We start from the raw sequence: 16,059 nt of genomic DNA on the forward strand, positions 1-16,059 counted from the left end.
TTAATTCTGAATATAATATCACGACATGATATTTTAAGCTCACAACGATCACAACTGACTGCGAGGCTAGACAATGAACCCTCTAACCATTATTCAACTGCCCTTTACCCATTTAGCGGGATGGAAAGACCTCCAGCAACGCCATCCTTCAATCGCCACTCTGGCTTGGTGCATCGTGCTGCCCATGTCATTGTTGCCACCCGTGATGCTCTATTATGCCGGTACACACTACGGAGATATCTTCGCTCCAGGCTTCGCCGATCGGCAGTGGCGCTTCATCACGACCATTCTATTCCTGGCCGAGCTGCTCACCTTCTTTGTAATGGGCTGGCTAATTCACGCGGTGGTCAATAGCGATCGTGATCTCTCAATTAGCTACCACGACGCTTATCTGTTGGCAGCCCTGGCACCTTTGCCACTTTGGTCCGCAGCGATCGCTTTGCTGATCCCCAGCCTGTTGTTCAATGCGCTGGTAGTACTGGTGGCACTGGGCATCTCTTGCAGTTTGGTCTACCACGGGCTGCAGGCTCTGTGTAAACGCTCAGCGAATGACGTAACAACGATGTCTGCTACTTACACCGTTATGGCCGCCGGGGTGCTGACATGGGGTTTACTGATGGCTATTGTCTGGGCTTACTAGGATTCAAGTAGAGTGGAACCGACTCACTAGCTAGGCTTAAAAGGAAACTCATTTACTTGCGAGATAGCGATGGATATTGAATTAAAGCGAGCCTATGACTCACCTCAAAGCAAAGATGGTTATCGTGTCCTCGTCGACGGTATCTGGCCGCGCGGGGTGTCCAAGGAGGAAGCCAAAATCGATGAATGGCGCAAGGAGGTCGCCCCAAGCAGCGAACTTCGCAAAGCGTTTCATAATGGCTCACTCGACTGGAGCGGCTTCCGCCGTCGCTATCTCAAAGAGTTAACCTCTTATCGCGAGTCTCTTCGTGATCTTGCACAACGTGCCAGGAAAGAGCGAGTTACTCTGGTATTTGCCTCTAAGGAAGAGCGCCGTAACAATGCCGAAGTGCTGCGCCAGTACTTGAACATGTTGAAATAATCCGCGCTGTAAAAAACATTTCTACATCGCCACGCCCCTAGCGCCGTGGTGCATAGCCAAGCGTCTGAATTTCGAGTTGAAATCACAATAACGACTGACGTCATCGCCTACCCACTAAGGGGTAATAAGCTAATGCTCTGTAGGGGTACGCGAGACTAAAAATGATCCAGATCAACATTAGTCCCCCTTATTTCTTTAAAGTGAACTTCATACCTTTTCTCGTACTGAGAAATCAGTACCCAGCAACTCGTATACCTCTATAAACCACCTTGCCACGTTGCCGAATTGGTACTTTCAACTCAAAAGATGCATAAGGAATACTTCAATGAAAACCCTCGCGTCCATATTGCTGCTAGGCGTTGTTGCTTCTATTTCGGTTACCGCTCATGCAGATGGCGAAGCCACCTATAACCAAGCCTGCATGGCTTGCCACATGACGGGCGCCGCAGGTGCTCCCATTCGCGGCAATGCCGAACACTGGGAGCCACGCTTAGAAAAAGACATGGACACCCTGTACGACCACGCGATTAACGGTTTTCAGGCAATGCCGCCGAAAGGAGGCCAATTGGGCTTGAGCGATGACGAAGTGAAAGCTGCCGTCGACCACTTGCTAGAACCGGTTCTATAACGCTCTTGACCCAAAAGGAAACCACGATGTCCCCTGTGGCTTGCCCGCGCCGTCTAACCGGCATCTGGATTAGCTTACTGTTACTCCTAGCGATAACACTGCCCGCCCAAGCTATCGAACTGGAGCAGGTACGCGAGGGGTTTCCCACGGCAGAGCGTCTTGAAGCCGCGGATTCACAGTGGCCGGTAAGCCGTGTACTCGCCAGCGACGATAAGTTGCTCGGCTACGCTTTTGAGAGTGTGGATGTCGCTCCGATCCCCGCCTACTCAGGCAAACCGGTCAATGTACTGGTGGGCATCGGTCTGGATGGGCAAATTGTACAGGCCGACATCCTCAGTCATTCCGAACCGATCATGCTGGTGGGCATTCCCGAGTCGAAGCTAAATAGCTTCGCCGACGAGCATGAATCGGCCCACGTCAATGACAGGCTCAGGGTCGGCGACAATCTTGACGCGATCTCTGGTGCGACGGTGACCGTCATTGTCGTCAGCGACACCATCATGCGCAGCGCCAGGCAAGTGGCCGCTGAACAGCAGCTTATTGCCGCCCCCTCCCAGACACCACCGGCACGCGTTCGAGAAGACGTTTTCGCCCCTGCCAACTGGGATGAACTTACCGGCGACGGCACCATTCGCCGTTTGCAACTGACCCATGGCGAGGTCGATGAGAGCTTTGTAGGTACGCCCGCCGAAGATTACCTGCGCTCGCCACAGCCCGCCGATAAAACCTTTATCGAGCTGTTTTACACCTACCTCAACCCACCAACCGCTGGCCGCAACCTGCTCGGCGATACTGGCTATGACCAACTAATGGTCGAGCTGAAGGATGGCGAGCACGCTATTGCCGTCATGGGGCTTGGTGACTACTCATTCAAGGGCTCAGGGTATGTGCGCGGCGGCATCTTCGATCGCATAGAGCTTTCACAGGGCAGCACCCGGGTCAGCTTTCATGATCGCGATCACATCCGCCTGGGTGATCTGGCCCTCGAAGGCGCGCCCTCACTGGCCGAGCGAGACATCTTCATCGTCCGCGAAGAGGCGGGCTTCGATCCCGGACAACCGTGGCAGCTGGAATTACTGGTTCGCCGCGCTTCTGGCCCCTTGGATACCGAGTTCAGCCGCTTTAGCGCCGACTACAGTGTTCCCGAGACCTATATAGAGCGGCCTGAGGCACTGGTGGAAGAGCCTATCTGGGTACAGGTTTGGCGCGACAAGGCTTTCCAGATCGCTGTGCTATCCGCCGGATTATTGGTGCTCACTGGCATCATGCTGTTCCAGGATGTGCTGGCGCGCCACCCGCGTGTACTGAACCCACTGCGTCTGGGTTTCAAGATATACACCTTAGTATTTATCGGCTGGTACTCGCTGGCCCAGCTATCAGTCGTCAATATCCTTACCTTCACCAACTCGCTGATAAGCGGTTTTAGCTGGTCCTCATTCTTGATCGACCCAATGCTATTTATTCTCTGGTCGTTCGTGGCGGTGAGCCTGCTGCTGTGGGGCCGCGGAGTTTTCTGCGGCTGGCTGTGCCCCTTCGGCGCTTTACAAGACCTGGTCAACCAGGTCGCTCGCAAACTAAACGTTAAGCAGATCGAGGTGCCCTTCGGGCTCCACGAGCGCCTATGGGCGATTAAATACATCATTCTGCTGGCCTTGTTCGCAGTCTCGCTACATTCGCTTGGCACCGCGGAACGCTACGCCGAAGTGGAGCCGTTCAAGACCGCAATCACCCTGCGTTTCCAACGTGACTGGGCCTTCGTTATTTATGCTCTTGGACTGGTGGCGATTTCTGCCTTCAACCACAAGTTCTACTGCCGCTATCTGTGCCCTTTAGGTGCCGGGTTGGCTATTCCTTCGCGTTTACGCCTGTTCGACTGGCTCAAGCGCCACCGCGGTAGCTGCGGTACCCCGTGCCAAATCTGTGCCAATGAATGCGAAGTGGCCGCTATACACCCGGACGGCCGCATCAATGCCAATGAGTGCCACTACTGTCTCGACTGCCAAGTGACCTACCACGACGACCAGCGTTGCCCGCCCATGGTCAAGCGCCGCAAGCGCTATGAAAAGGCGGCCAATATGTCATCGCGCGGTAATAGCGTTGAGACCCAACGGGATACCGACGCCAGCGGCAAACAGGCCGCATGGCAACGCATCCCTCTTCACCAGCAAGACTGATCTCAGGGGAATCAAGCATGAGCGATAAAAAAGACCATATTCAGGATATCGGCCGTCGCCATTTCTTGCGCAATACCGCCGTCACCGGCGTTGCCGGGGCGGGCCTGGCCAGTGGTTTTGGCGCAGGTGCGTTACTCAATAGCCGTCAAGTTCAGGCCGCCGGCGCCAACGGTATCGACGTTGCGCCCGGCGAGCTCGACGATTACTACGGCTTCTGGAGCGGTGGCCACTCGGGCGAGGTTCGGGTGCTCGGTGTACCTTCAATGCGCGAACTGATGCGGATTCCAGTGTTCAACGTGGATAGCGCCTCTGGCTGGGGGATCAGCAACGAGTCGAAGCGGATACTCGGCGAGTCAAGCCGCTTCCTTAACGGCGACTGCCACCATCCCCATATTTCCATGACCGACGGCAGCTACGACGGCAAGTACTTATTTATCAACGACAAGGCCAACACCCGCGTTGCGCGTATCCGCCTTGACGTCATGAAGACGGACAAGATCACCACCATCCCCAATGTCCAGGCGATTCACGGTTTGCGTTTGCAGAAGGTGCCTTATACCAAGTATGTCTTCGCCAATGCCGAACTGCCGATCCCTCAGATTAACGACGGCCGCGACCTTGAGAACCCCGATAACTACTTCACTATGTTCAACGCTATCGATGCCGAAAGCATGGACGTGGCCTGGCAGGTGATCGTCGATGGCAACCTCGATAACACCGATGCCGACTACACCGGTCGTTTCGTCGCCTCTACCTGCTACAACTCAGAAAAAGGCATGACCCTGACCGAGACCATGCGAAACGAACGCGACTGGGTCGTGGTATTCGACGTTGAAGCGATTGAAGCCGCCGTGGCGGCCGGGAACTACAAGACACTGGGTGAATCAAGCGTGCCGGTACTGGATGGGCGCAAGGGCTCGCAACTGACACGTTACATCCCGATCCCCAAGAACCCCCACGGTGTGAATACCTCACCGGATGGCAAATATTTCATCGCCAACGGCAAGCTATCCCCCACTTGCTCAATCATCGCCATCGACAAGTTGCCTGAGCTGTTCGACGACAGTATCGAACCGCGCGATACCATCGTGGGTGAACCTGAACTGGGCCTGGGCCCGCTTCACACCACCTACGATGGCCGGGGCAATGCCTATACCACGCTGTTCATCGATAGCCAGGTAGCCAAGTGGAATATTGAGGATGCCATTCGCCACTACAATGGCGAAGACGTCAACTACCTGCGTCAGAAGCTCGATGTCCACTACCAGCCTGGGCATAACCACGCCAGTCTCACCGAATCCCGCGATGCCGACGGCAAGTGGCTGGTAGTGCTGTCGAAGTTTTCCAAAGACCGTTTCCTGCCGGTAGGCCCTCTGCATCCCGAAAACGATCAGTTGATCGACATCTCCGGGGAAGAAATGAAACTGGTGCATGACGGCCCCACTTATGCCGAGCCCCACGACTGTATTCTGGTACGCGCCGACCAGATCAACCCAAGCCGAGTATGGACACGAGACGACCCCTTCTTCGCCGAGACCGTGGCCATGGCCGAGGCAGACGGCGTCAACCTGGAGGGCGAAAGCAAGGTAATCCGCGAGGGCAATAAAGTACGCGTGTACATGACCTCCATCGCACCGCAATTTGGCCTGACCGAATTCAAGGTCAAACAGGGTGATGAGGTGACCGTGGTCATCACCAACCTTGACCAGGTCGAGGATCTGACCCACGGCTTCTGCATGGTCAACCACGGCGTGCAGATGGAGATCAGCCCCCAGCAGACCGCTAGTGTCACCTTCACCGCCGACAAAGCCGGGGTGCACTGGTACTACTGCAACTGGTTCTGCCACGCGATGCATATGGAAATGACTGGTCGCATGCTAGTCGAACCCGCCTGACGACAACACGCGGGCCGATTCCTTCGGCCCGCTGCGGGAGAACACCATGAAACGACACCCTGGCTATTTAGGTTGCCTACTGGCGCTGCTATGGCTTTTTTGGCTGCCTAGCGGGGTTTATGCCGCCGACTGGCTCGCCACGCCTGGTGAGCCGTTACAGCCGTTGATCGAACAGGCGACCGACGGCGATCAATTGCTGCTGCCTGCAGGACGCTACCCCGGGCGTGTGGTTATTGACCGCACGCTGCATATTAGGGGCGAGTTGCAAGCCATCCTCGATGCAGGAGGCCACGGCCATGCGGTGGTGCTGGCAGCTCCCGACATTATATTTGAAGGTGTCCGCATTGAAGACTGGGGAGATAACCTGACAGCACTGGAGGCCGCTATTTTTGTCGAGCCCGCCGCTCACGGCAGCAGCATCCGCAATAACCAGCTAAGCGGGCCTGGCTTCGGCATCTGGCTCGATGCTGTCAATAACGTCAGTGTGATAGGCAATACCATTCGTGGCGATACCCGACTGCGCTCTCAGGATCGCGGCAACGGCATTCACCTCTATAACGTTAGTGACTCAATTATTGAATCCAACGATGTTGCGCAGACTCGCGACGGCATCTATCTCGACAGCAGCCGCCACAACGTGCTGCGCGACAACACCCTGCATGACCTGCGCTATGGCGTGCACTACATGTACTCCTTCGACAATCGTCTTGAAGGCAACCTGACCCAACGAACCCGAACCGGCTACGCCCTGATGCAATCCAAACGCCTGGAAGTCGTTGATAACCGTTCGGAAGCAGACGACAACTACGGCATTTTGATGAACAACATCACCGACTCCCTATTGAGCGGCAACCGTGTCGAAGGCGTCACCCAGCCCCTGGGGGCAGATGGCGAGGGGCGTCTAGCGGGCGGCGACGGCAAGGCACTGTTCGTTTACAACTCGCAGTTCAATCGTATCGAGAATAATCGTTTCGCAGCCAGCGACATTGGCATCCATCTCACCGCCGGTTCAGAGGATAACCAAATGGCGGGCAACGCCTTCATCGCTAATAAGCAGCAAGTCATGTATGTCGCCACCCGTGAGCAGGATTGGTCGGGCAATTACTGGAGCGACTACCTGGGTTGGGATCTTGACGATAACGGTGTCGGCGACACCGCTCATGAGCCCAATGACGCCATGGATCATCTTCTCTGGCGCCACCCCTCCGCGCGCCTGTTGATGCAAAGCCCTGCGGTGTTGGCACTGCGCTGGGTGCAACGTCAGTTCCCGGTGTTTCGTCCCCCGGGGGTCAGAGACAGCGCGCCCTTGATGAGCGAGCCCGGCCGAGAAGGAAATGCTCCATGAACCCAGTAATAGAACTACAGCGAGTTACCAAGCGTCACGGGGCGCTGGTGCGACTAGCTGAAATGGATCTCACCATCAAAGAAGGCGAGATGCTCGCCCTGCTGGGACATAATGGCGCGGGCAAGACGACCATCATGAAACTCATACTGGGCTTAATTGCGCCCAGCTCGGGCCACGTTGACGTCCTCGGTGGCGCTCCTGACGGGCCACATGCCGAACGCCTACGGCGTCAGTTGGGCTATCTACCTGAAAACGTCACCTTCTACGAACAGCTCACCGGGCGTGAAGTGCTCACCTATTTCGCTCGTTTAAAGCGCGCTGACCGCCATCAGGTAACGGTTCTGCTTGAGCGTGTGGGCCTGGTCGAAGCCGCCGACCGTCGCGTTAAAACTTACTCCAAGGGCATGCGCCAGCGCCTTGGCCTGGCCCAGGCTTTACTAGGGTCTCCCCGGCTATTGTTGCTGGATGAACCCACCACCGGCCTTGACCCCGCGGCCACCCGCGATTTTTATCAGGCCGTAAAAGCCCTACGCGACAACGGCTGTACCGTGCTGCTCTCTTCCCATGTACTGCCGGGCATCGAACCCTATATCGACCGCGCCTTGATCCTGGGCAAAGGGCGACGCCTGGCCCTGGGCAGCCTTGAACAACTGCGCGAAGAAGCACAGCTACCGCTGACGTTTCGTATCCACGGCACATTGCTGGCCATGCAGTCTCAGCTCTGGAAAGCCATGTCCCTTGAGCCTATCCCAATCAATGAGCGCTGTGTGGAGGTCAACGTGCCCGCGGAAAATAAAATGCAGGTACTACGTCAATTAACCACCATGCCGAATATCGACGACATCGAGTTATCACCACCCACCCTTGAGCATCTCTACACGCATTTTTCTACTCGCCCCGCCTCACTGACGCTAGGAGCCAGCGCATGAAGGCCATGTTCATCGTCGCCGCCAAAGAGTTCCAGGATGGCCTGCGTAATCGCTGGGTACTGGCGATCACCGTGATCCTTGCCGTTCTGGCAATGGGTATTGCCTACTTTGGTGCCGCTGCGAGCGGCGGTCTTGGTTTTACTTCACTGGCCACCACCCTGGTCAGTTTATCAACTCTGGCCGTTTTTCTGATCCCCTTAATCGCGCTGATGCTAGCCTACGACGCCGTTGTCGGTGAGCAGGAGGCCGGCACGCTACTACTGCTACTCACCTACCCTATAAGTCGTTCGGCGTTGCTGTTTGGTAAGTTCTTCGGCCATGGGATGATTCTGGCTGTCGCCACGCTACTCGGTTTTGGTATCGCGGGTATGGTTATTGCGTTGGGCGCTGAAGGCGTACCGCTTATCCAACTAACCGTCGGCCTAGCACGATTGATCGCCAGCAGTGTGCTTTTGGGCTGGGTGTTTTTGGCCTTTGCCTACCTGATCAGCGTAACGGTCACCGAAAAGGCACGGGCCGCCGGGTTGGCACTGGGAGTGTGGTTTCTGTTCGTGCTGGTATTCGATCTAGTACTGCTGGCCCTACTGGTTGGCGTCAAGCAGGGGGGCGACTGGCTCCCCTACCTGATGCTGCTCAATCCCACCGACAGTTTTCGCTTGATCAACCTATCGGGGTTCGACAGCACACAGCTAGAAAGCGGTATCGCGGCTATCGCGCAGCAAGGCGCGTTCCATTCTGCCTGGCCGCCCTTGGCAATGCTGGTTTGGGTCGTGGTGCCCCTGCTATTGGCCGCCCGTCGCTTCCACCGTCATACCGCTTAACATCATCTCTTAACATCATTTTATTAACGAGGATTGACCATGCCCGCCCTGCTGCCCATTCTGGCCCTTATTATTTTGCTCATGGCCGGTTGCAACAATGCCACTGACAGCGCCGAAAGGATGCCGCCTCAGCCTATTAGCGGCGATGACATCTGCCATGTATGCGGTATGTTTATCACCGAATTCGAAGGCCCCAAAGGTCAGGCATTTATGCAAAGCCACAGTGACGCGCGTAAGTTCTGCTCCACGCTGGAGATGTTCGTTTTCCTCCAGCAGCCCGAAAATCAGACCCAGCTGCGCCACGCCTATGTACATGATGTCGGCGTGACACCCTGGGAAGCACCTAAAGACGATGCCTTTATCCCTGCAGCAGACGCTTGGTATGTGGTCGGCCATAATCGGCGCGGCAGCATGGGCCACACCCTTGCGCCGTTCTCCAGCCATGAGCGTGCCGAGCAGTTCGCAGCGGTTCATGGTGGCGAGATAATCACCTATGACGATATCGACCTGGAATTGCTCGCCCGGCTCGGGCGCCACGAAGGGAGCGGCCATGCCGCCCACTCAATGGCGCAATAAAAGTGAGGAGTGAGGAGTGAGGAGTGAGGAGTGAGGAGTGAGGCAGAAAGTAGCTGCAATTCAGGCTAGCCAGGAAAGCGGGCTGTGATGAACAGCGGCCCCCACCATATAGGCGAAGATAGCCACCGCCACTACCGCGGCTAGGGCTCGCACCGTTGGCGTGGCCCCGCGCTTAATCGCAATGGTGCCAATACCGATATAGGCCAGCAGCGCCAGTAACTTGGCGCCAAGCCAAGGAAGCTGCCAGGGCCATACGGAAAGCAATACCATCAAAGTCACCCCCAGCCCCAACAGAGCCGTATCAATAAGATGAGGCAATACCTTGACCCAACGGGCGTTGAGTCGCGGGCTTTCCTGCACCGACCACCAGGCGCGCACTACGAAGAGCGTGATGCTCAGCGCAGCGGCCGTCATGTGCAGGTGCTTGATGAGGAAATAGTGCTCCATGGTAACCGTCCCTAGCCGACGTTAACCGCATTGCCGTGATGGTCGAAGGCAAGATAGGCGGTGATATTACCCATTTGCAGCGACTCCATCATACGCTGGAGCTGCCGTTCAACCTCAGCGTCATCTTTTGGGTCGTCCATGGCAGCTGTGAAAACTAGATCCCATTCGATCTCGGTACGGCGTGACTCCTCGACCAACGCCGCCATGCTGGTCAATTCCTCCGTCGACTTATCTACGCATACCACAGGCACCAACACTCCCCCTTCACCCTGTTCGAAGCGACGACGCTGGTCAGCATCAGGGAAATCGGGCAGCTCTGCGCGAACGAACACAAACAGCAGGCGCTGGGGCTTAGGTTGTTTACGCGCTTCCAGCAGTAAATCGGCAAACGTGGCTATGGTCATAAAAACTGTGGTCATAAAATGGGCCTTATCGCTAGTGGTTTAGAATCAGAAGGAGAGAGAGTAGGTAAGAATGAACAGGTGAGACTCATAGGCGGCGTTACTCGGGTGACTCTACGAAAAGCCACAGCAGCAGCATTACCATAAACAGAGGGATCAACAGGCTAAGTGGCGCCGCACGCCAACCATAGGCTTGGACTACCAGAGGCGCCATCCGCAAGGAAAACCCTACCCCCGCCGCTAAAGCCAGAAAAAGGGCGACACAAAGACTCACCCAACGACCAGGCATCCAGCCTTTGGCGTGGGCGATGCCCGTCGTAATCACCGCACCTCCCAGTCCAAGCCCAGCCCCCACTAACAAAAACTCCCACGGTCGGCTAGCCATCCCAAACCCGCCCAGCGCCAACGCTAGCCCCAGTAATAGCCATTGCATCAAGCGGCAGGTGTCTCCCCGCCTGGCGATATACCAAGCCGGCCAAGCCAACAGCACACCACTACTCAACGGTACCAGCACATAGAGGGGTTGTTTTGCGAGCAGGGCATAAAGTGTCCAGCCAGCCACCGCTAAAGCGCTTGCCAGCGGCATCAGCAGCATGGCTACCAGCAACTGATAACCATTTACTGGCTGTTTTGATGTCTCCAACGTGGGAGGCGGCACAGATGATGGCATGGCGTTTCCCAGCGAGGGTATAAAGACATCGGAAGACATGTAAGAATTGTCTGTAAATACTGGGCGTAGGTCAAAAGGCATCGGAGGTAGACCGGCTAACCCCAAAGGAATAGCCCTCGTATCGAAATGCAGACAGTGCCACACTCCCTTACCTCTTCCGCGCTATCGGAAATGCCATGAAATTACTTCAGCGCTCCCTGGTTGCTCGCATCATTGCGTCCTTACTTGCCATTAGCGGGATGGCACTCATCAGCATCACCCTGACCATGGCAATGTCTAACAGCAGCCGTGGCGATGCTGCCGCGATTAATGTCGCTGGCTCACTACGCATGAATGCCTATCAAATCATGGGGGCACTGCAACGCCTGGAGTATGCTCCAGAGGAGACTAGCGCAGAACAGCTCGAAGGACTGATTTCGAGCTTCGATCAACGTTTGTATGGCACAACGCTTCAACAAACGATCCCCATCGATGATCGTCACGAGCGCCGCCGTCAACTGGAAAAACTTCAGATCTACTGGCAGCACACGCTTCGTCCGGCACTAGAGGCACCGTCCCCAGCCACTGCGCTTGACCTCGATACGCTAGAAATGATGATCGTGGCGATGGTCAATGACATTGAAGTGCTGGTGACCTATTTGGAAGAGAGCACCGAGGCCAAGGTGCGGCTGCTGGGGATGATGCAAGTGCTCTTTCTTGTACTGATCGCTATAGTGGTCTCGATTGCCCTCTACGATGTTCGCTTCAATCTGGTAGTACCTTTGCGTCAACTGATGGTTCTGGCCCGCGAGGCGGCACAGCGTAACTTCAAGCCACGCTCCCAGCTCCGCGGCAGCGACGAGTTGGCTTTGTTGGGCCATACCTTTAACAAGATGTCTGCCGAACTGGCAACAAGCTACGCCGCATTGGAAGACAAGGTGTCGCGCAAGCAGCAGGAGCTTGAGCGCAGCAATCAGGCGCTGCAGGTAATGCACGATGCCAGCCGCTCGCTGTATGGAGGCGGTAACGACCTCTGTTCTAGCGCAGCGCCCATGTTACGCGAACTGGAAAAGCTGCTGGATATCGGGCCAATACGGCTTTCCCTAAACGATCCTTTCGACCAACGGGAAATGCCGGTTTTAGAAACCCACTCGCGTACCCGACCAGAGTATTGCCGTGACCAGGATTGCCACGCCTGCCTGATCGATCCTCGCCCCTTGGAGATGGTGGCCAATAACCAGTCACAGTGCTTGCTACTGCCTATTAGCGTAGGCGATACGCTGCTAGGCACCCTGGAGGTGTGGTATCCCCAGGAGCGGCTCAACGATAGCACCCGTCGGCTGCTCACCATGTTAGCCGACCAGCTCGCCACGGCGGTGTATCTGCAGCGGCGTATCGAGGAGCAGCAACACGTTACGCTGATCAACGAGCGAACCATCATTGCGCGGGAACTTCACGACTCTCTAGCCCAATCGCTCTCTTATCTCAAGATGCAGGTCGCCCGACTCGAACGCATGCAGCAGAAAGAAGCTACCCGAGAAGTACAGTCTGCGGTATTCGACGAGCTGCGTACCGGCTTAAACAGCGCCTATCGTCAACTGCGTGAGCTACTCACCACCTTCCGACTCAAACTAGAGGGGCCAGGGCTGCAATTTGCCTTACGCCAGACCGTCGATGAGTTTAGCCAGCGCATGGGGGTAACGGTCGAGCTTGACTACGATGTGCCGCCTTACCTACTTAACCCCAATGAAGAAATTCACGTGCTGCAGATCATTCGCGAGGCATTGGCCAATACCCACAAGCATGCCCAAGCCCACTGGGCTGGGGTCACTGTGCGTTTCGCCGATGCTCGCCTGCTAGTGCGTATTGAGGATGACGGCATAGGCCTGGAAGACGATAGCTCGCCACCTATGCACTACGGTTTGGTGATCATTCGCGACCGTGCCACTACCCTGAACGGGGAGCTAAGCATCGCCAATCGCCCCGCAGGAGGTACTGGTATTGAGATACTCTTCACTCCGTTGACCGCTCGCTTAATTCAGCAGCAACCTGTTACGGCTACCCCCGACTCTCATTTAGGTACAGGGACTTCTTAATGACGCTGACCACTGCCAACGATACACCCGCCAGCCTGATGATTATTGACGACCACCCGCTACTACGGCGTGGCGTGATACAGCTGCTTGAATTAGAAGACGACCTTGAATTGGTTGGCGAGACGGGCAACCCGGAAGAAGGTATTGCACTGGCCCTCAAACTTGAGCCTGACCTGGTTTTACTTGATTTAAACATGCCGGGCGTCAATGGCTTAGAAGCCTTGCGCCGCCTACGGGAAGCCAACTATAGCGGCCGTGTGGTGATGTTCACTGTTTCCGACCATGAGGATGATGTTGTCGCCGCACTGCGCAACGGTGCTGACGGTTACCTGTTAAAGGATATGGAGCCTGAAGACATGGTTCGCCAACTGCGTCAGGCTGCTTTGGGGCGCATGGTCATCAGCGAAAGCCTGACCGCCCTACTCGCTGAAGCCCTGCGTAATCAGCGCAATGCCCCCACCACCCCGGATATTCATAGCCTAACGCAGCGTGAACGCGAAATTCTGCAACAGCTTGCTGGCGGACTCTCCAACAAGCTTATCGCACGCAAGCTGGATATTACCGAAGGCACGGTCAAGGTTCACGTCAAGCATCTGCTCAAAAAGCTCAACTTACGCTCACGTGTCGAAGCTGCCGTCTGGGCAGTCCAGGAAGGTATCGATCACTAATCGATTCTGTGTGGTTACCTCTAAAGACTCCCAGAATACTTTTGCTCTGATCCGCCTTTACCTCCTCTCGATTTTTTCTGTTAAAAATCAATGAATCCAGGCTTTTCAGCGACTACCTCTCAAGAGGTATGTCGCTGTTTTTCATGCTATTTCCACCTATTCCCCAATTTCTTCCTCCAGCGTATCTTGCTTTCTAACTGCTAGATGCAGATAGGTTTGATGCCAAGGGGAAATCGCCATGAGCAAGAGAAATGCCGACATTGAGAAATGGAATGTCGAAGACGCCCAATTCTGGGAACAGGAAGGCAAGCACATTGCCAACCGCAATCTATGGATATCCATTCCCAGTCTGCTGATGGGATTCGCTGTCTGGATGATGTGGGGAATGATTACCACCCAGATGCAGAACCTGGGTTTTTCGTTCACGGTTAACCAGCTATTTTCACTGACGGCGCTTGCCGGTCTAGCAGGTGCCACCCTGCGCATCCCAGCATCGTTCATGATCCGCATCGCTGGCGGGAGGAACACCATCTTCCTGACCACCGCGCTATTGATGATCCCCGCAGCCGGCACTGGTATCGCCTTGATGAACCCAGGCACGCCGTTCTGGGTATTCCAGGCTTTGGCGCTACTTTCCGGTATCGGAGGGGGTAACTTCGCTTGTTCAATGAGCAACATTTCCACTTTTTATCCCAGCAAGCAGCAAGGTTACGCCCTGGGAATGAATGCAGGCCTTGGTAATTTCGGCGTCACGACCATGCAAATTGTCATCCCGCTGGTAATGACCGTCGGCATTTTCGGCGCTATAGCCGGTTCGCCGATGGAATTGCAAAGCGCTAGCGGTACGTTGATCGGCAGGATCGAAGCAGGTACCGATACCTGGATCCAGAATGCTGGCTTTATCTGGCTTGTATTCCTGGTTCCATTAGCGTTCGCCGGTTGGTTCGGTATGAACAATCTTCGCACTATTACGCCCAACCCTGGTTCGCCGCTGGCGGCTTTCAGCAAAATATTGGGCCTCTACGGCGTCGGCATGGTAACTGCCATCGTCGGCATGCTGGCTCTCAGCTGGCTTAATATGTGGGTTGCCCTACCGCTAACCATTGTTCTGACTCTGTTGTTGTTGCGCCTGATTCCTGGCGACATCAAGCCCAATATCCAGAAGCAGTTCGCAATATTTTCCAATAAGCACACTTGGTCAATGACCATCCTCTACATTCTGACCTTCGGTTCTTTTATCGGCTTCTCTGCAGCCCTGCCGCTCTCCATCAACGTCATCTTCGGCAACATGATGGAAGCCACTGCCGATGGCACGCTGATTCGCGTGGCCAACCCAGAGGCGCCCAGCGCTCTAACCTGGGCCTGGATAGGCCCCTTCGTGGGCGCCCTGATCCGTCCGCTGGGCGGATGGATCTCCGACAAAGTGGGTGGCTCCATCGTCACCCAAATAATCTCTGCAATCATGGTGGTCGCCTCTATCGCCACCGGCTACGTGATGATGCAGGCCTATAACGCCACCGACCCTAATCAATTCTTCTGGCTATTCCTGCTGCTATTCATTGTGTTATTCGCCGCCAGTGGTATCGGCAACGGCTCTACCTTCCGCAGCATCGGGGTTATTTTCGACCAGCAGCAGAAAGGCCCGGTACTTGGCTGGACCTCAGCCGTCGCTGCCTATGGCGCCTTCATCGCCCCGCGGGTAATGGGCGAGCAAATCCAGGCCGGCACACCGGAACTTGCCATGTACGGCTTTGCGGTCTTCTACGCCATCTGCCTGGTCATCAACTGGTGGTTCTACCTACGCAAAGGTGCCTACGTTAAGAACCCCTAAACAGGGCTTGCTTGTTTACGCCCGGAGCCAAGCTCCGGGTCTTCACCCCCTACCCCAATGCGGGAGGACACCATGAAAATCATGATCGCCTATGACGGTTCGCGAAACGCCAAGTTGGCTCTCGCTCAGGTCGTCAACATGTTCCGCTGCAACCAACCTCTGCTGGTACTGGTCGGCGTGGTGGAGAATCCACTCGACGCTACCGATAACAACGAGGCGCTTTTTCAGCAGGAGCACGATGAGGTTAAACGGCACCTTCAAGAGGGTGTGGCATTCGCCATCGGCGAGGGCTTCCAAGCCGAGCAGCTTCTAGCCGAAGGGGATGCGCGCAAGATGTTGCTGCAGGCCACTCGCAAACTCTCGCCAGACCTACTGGTCATTGCCCGCCATAGCCATCAGCCGGACGGCGGCATCATCGCCAAATCGTTGACTTATTTTGTTGATGAACTCGACTACATGACTTTCGGCAGCGTCAGCTCGTTCCTGGCCCGGCGCGCCGAGTGTCCCTTGTTGATCCTACCCAGCCCTTGAGCAGCCTC

The 16,059-nt window shown here is 55.7% G+C and carries 16 protein-coding genes; 13 read left to right on the top strand and 3 right to left on the bottom strand.

Annotated features, from left to right (window positions below):
- Positions 1 to 73 precede the first annotated feature (73 nt).
- The 9 genes from AC4EYZ_RS00005 (at position 74) to AC4EYZ_RS00045 (ending at position 9,428) form a co-directional block, all read left to right on the top strand.
- Positions 74 to 640 carry a YIP1 family protein gene (locus AC4EYZ_RS00005; RefSeq protein WP_022523549.1) on the top strand — a complete coding sequence of 189 codons (567 nt, stop codon included), beginning with the start codon at positions 74 to 76 and terminating at the stop codon, positions 638 to 640.
- Between the two features lie 69 nt (positions 641 to 709).
- Positions 710 to 1,060 carry a DUF488 domain-containing protein gene (locus AC4EYZ_RS00010; protein WP_022523550.1) on the top strand — a complete coding sequence of 117 codons (351 nt, stop codon included), beginning with the start codon at positions 710 to 712 and terminating at the stop codon, positions 1,058 to 1,060.
- Positions 1,061 to 1,385: 325 nt separating this feature from the next.
- On the top strand, positions 1,386 to 1,688 hold the full coding sequence (locus tag AC4EYZ_RS00015) for a c-type cytochrome (protein WP_022523551.1): 303 nt from the start codon (positions 1,386 to 1,388) through the stop codon (positions 1,686 to 1,688).
- Between the two features lie 26 nt (positions 1,689 to 1,714).
- Complete coding sequence (gene nosR, locus AC4EYZ_RS00020; RefSeq protein WP_022523552.1) at positions 1,715 to 3,862, top strand: transcriptional regulator NosR; 2,148 nt, start codon at positions 1,715 to 1,717, stop codon at positions 3,860 to 3,862.
- A 17-nt stretch (positions 3,863 to 3,879) separates the two neighbouring features.
- Positions 3,880 to 5,757, top strand: a complete 1,878-nt coding sequence (gene nosZ / locus AC4EYZ_RS00025; RefSeq protein WP_022523553.1) for a TAT-dependent nitrous-oxide reductase — start codon at positions 3,880 to 3,882, stop codon at positions 5,755 to 5,757.
- Between the two features lie 46 nt (positions 5,758 to 5,803).
- Positions 5,804 to 7,102: a nitrous oxide reductase family maturation protein NosD gene (locus AC4EYZ_RS00030; protein WP_022523554.1), complete on the top strand. Its 1,299-nt coding sequence runs from the start codon at positions 5,804 to 5,806 to the stop codon at positions 7,100 to 7,102.
- The gene (locus AC4EYZ_RS00035; protein ID WP_022523555.1) at positions 7,099 to 8,031 is read left to right on the top strand and encodes an ABC transporter ATP-binding protein; all 933 of its coding nucleotides are present in this window, start codon (positions 7,099 to 7,101) and stop codon (positions 8,029 to 8,031) included. Before AC4EYZ_RS00030 ends, AC4EYZ_RS00035 begins: the two co-directional genes overlap by 4 nt.
- Positions 8,028 to 8,852, top strand: coding sequence for an ABC transporter permease (locus AC4EYZ_RS00040; protein WP_022523556.1), 825 nt, complete (start codon positions 8,028 to 8,030; stop codon positions 8,850 to 8,852). Before AC4EYZ_RS00035 ends, AC4EYZ_RS00040 begins: the two co-directional genes overlap by 4 nt.
- A gap of 39 nt (positions 8,853 to 8,891) precedes the next feature.
- Positions 8,892 to 9,428, top strand: a complete 537-nt coding sequence (locus AC4EYZ_RS00045; RefSeq protein WP_022523557.1) for a nitrous oxide reductase accessory protein NosL — start codon at positions 8,892 to 8,894, stop codon at positions 9,426 to 9,428.
- Positions 9,429 to 9,488: 60 nt separating this feature from the next.
- On the opposite strand, the gene AC4EYZ_RS00050 is transcribed toward AC4EYZ_RS00045, so the two are convergent.
- The 3 genes from AC4EYZ_RS00050 to AC4EYZ_RS00060 all read right to left on the bottom strand — a co-directional run bounded on the left by AC4EYZ_RS00050 (position 9,489) and on the right by AC4EYZ_RS00060 (position 10,946).
- The gene (locus AC4EYZ_RS00050; protein WP_022523558.1) at positions 9,489 to 9,875 is read right to left on the bottom strand and encodes a SirB2 family protein; all 387 of its coding nucleotides are present in this window, start codon (positions 9,873 to 9,875) and stop codon (positions 9,489 to 9,491) included.
- An 11-nt stretch (positions 9,876 to 9,886) separates the two neighbouring features.
- On the bottom strand, positions 9,887 to 10,294 hold the full coding sequence (locus AC4EYZ_RS00055; RefSeq protein ID WP_022523559.1) for a hypothetical protein: 408 nt from the start codon (positions 10,292 to 10,294) through the stop codon (positions 9,887 to 9,889).
- 82 nt (positions 10,295 to 10,376) lie between these two features.
- A complete protein-coding gene (locus AC4EYZ_RS00060; protein ID WP_223827952.1) occupies positions 10,377 to 10,946 on the bottom strand; it encodes a hypothetical protein in 570 nt (189 codons plus the stop codon).
- Between the two features lie 176 nt (positions 10,947 to 11,122).
- On the opposite strand from AC4EYZ_RS00060, the gene AC4EYZ_RS00065 reads away from it, so the two are divergent.
- The 4 genes from AC4EYZ_RS00065 (at position 11,123) to AC4EYZ_RS00080 (ending at position 16,051) form a co-directional block, all read left to right on the top strand.
- Positions 11,123 to 13,021, top strand: coding sequence for a type IV pili methyl-accepting chemotaxis transducer N-terminal domain-containing protein (locus AC4EYZ_RS00065; RefSeq protein WP_022523561.1), 1,899 nt, complete (start codon positions 11,123 to 11,125; stop codon positions 13,019 to 13,021).
- Positions 13,021 to 13,689 (top strand): two-component system response regulator NarL, encoded by a 669-nt coding sequence (narL, locus tag AC4EYZ_RS00070; protein WP_022523562.1) that lies wholly within the window; start codon positions 13,021 to 13,023, stop codon positions 13,687 to 13,689. Before AC4EYZ_RS00065 ends, narL begins: the two co-directional genes overlap by 1 nt.
- Positions 13,690 to 13,927: 238 nt before the next feature.
- Entirely contained in the window at positions 13,928 to 15,520 is a 1,593-nt protein-coding gene (locus tag AC4EYZ_RS00075; protein ID WP_022523563.1) for an MFS transporter, read from the top strand.
- Between the two features lie 72 nt (positions 15,521 to 15,592).
- Positions 15,593 to 16,051, top strand: coding sequence for a universal stress protein (locus AC4EYZ_RS00080; RefSeq protein WP_022523564.1), 459 nt, complete (start codon positions 15,593 to 15,595; stop codon positions 16,049 to 16,051).
- The last annotated feature ends 8 nt before the right edge of the window (positions 16,052 to 16,059 follow it).

Source organism: Vreelandella sp. 162(4c) (genome assembly GCF_058152265.1).

Coding starts and splice junctions, on each gene's coding strand:
- AC4EYZ_RS00005 (WP_022523549.1), top strand. CDS start 74: ATGAACCCTCTAACCATTATTCAACTGCCCTTTACCCATTTAGCGGGA.
- AC4EYZ_RS00010 (WP_022523550.1), top strand. CDS start 710: ATGGATATTGAATTAAAGCGAGCCTATGACTCACCTCAAAGCAAAGAT.
- AC4EYZ_RS00015 (WP_022523551.1), top strand. CDS start 1,386: ATGAAAACCCTCGCGTCCATATTGCTGCTAGGCGTTGTTGCTTCTATT.
- nosR (WP_022523552.1), top strand. CDS start 1,715: ATGTCCCCTGTGGCTTGCCCGCGCCGTCTAACCGGCATCTGGATTAGC.
- nosZ (WP_022523553.1), top strand. CDS start 3,880: ATGAGCGATAAAAAAGACCATATTCAGGATATCGGCCGTCGCCATTTC.
- AC4EYZ_RS00030 (WP_022523554.1), top strand. CDS start 5,804: ATGAAACGACACCCTGGCTATTTAGGTTGCCTACTGGCGCTGCTATGG.
- AC4EYZ_RS00035 (WP_022523555.1), top strand. CDS start 7,099: ATGAACCCAGTAATAGAACTACAGCGAGTTACCAAGCGTCACGGGGCG.
- AC4EYZ_RS00040 (WP_022523556.1), top strand. CDS start 8,028: ATGAAGGCCATGTTCATCGTCGCCGCCAAAGAGTTCCAGGATGGCCTG.
- AC4EYZ_RS00045 (WP_022523557.1), top strand. CDS start 8,892: ATGCCCGCCCTGCTGCCCATTCTGGCCCTTATTATTTTGCTCATGGCC.
- AC4EYZ_RS00050 (WP_022523558.1), bottom strand. CDS start 9,875: ATGGAGCACTATTTCCTCATCAAGCACCTGCACATGACGGCCGCTGCG.
- AC4EYZ_RS00055 (WP_022523559.1), bottom strand. CDS start 10,294: ATGACCACAGTTTTTATGACCATAGCCACGTTTGCCGATTTACTGCTG.
- AC4EYZ_RS00060 (WP_223827952.1), bottom strand. CDS start 10,946: ATGCCATCATCTGTGCCGCCTCCCACGTTGGAGACATCAAAACAGCCA.
- AC4EYZ_RS00065 (WP_022523561.1), top strand. CDS start 11,123: ATGAAATTACTTCAGCGCTCCCTGGTTGCTCGCATCATTGCGTCCTTA.
- narL (WP_022523562.1), top strand. CDS start 13,021: ATGACGCTGACCACTGCCAACGATACACCCGCCAGCCTGATGATTATT.
- AC4EYZ_RS00075 (WP_022523563.1), top strand. CDS start 13,928: ATGAGCAAGAGAAATGCCGACATTGAGAAATGGAATGTCGAAGACGCC.
- AC4EYZ_RS00080 (WP_022523564.1), top strand. CDS start 15,593: ATGAAAATCATGATCGCCTATGACGGTTCGCGAAACGCCAAGTTGGCT.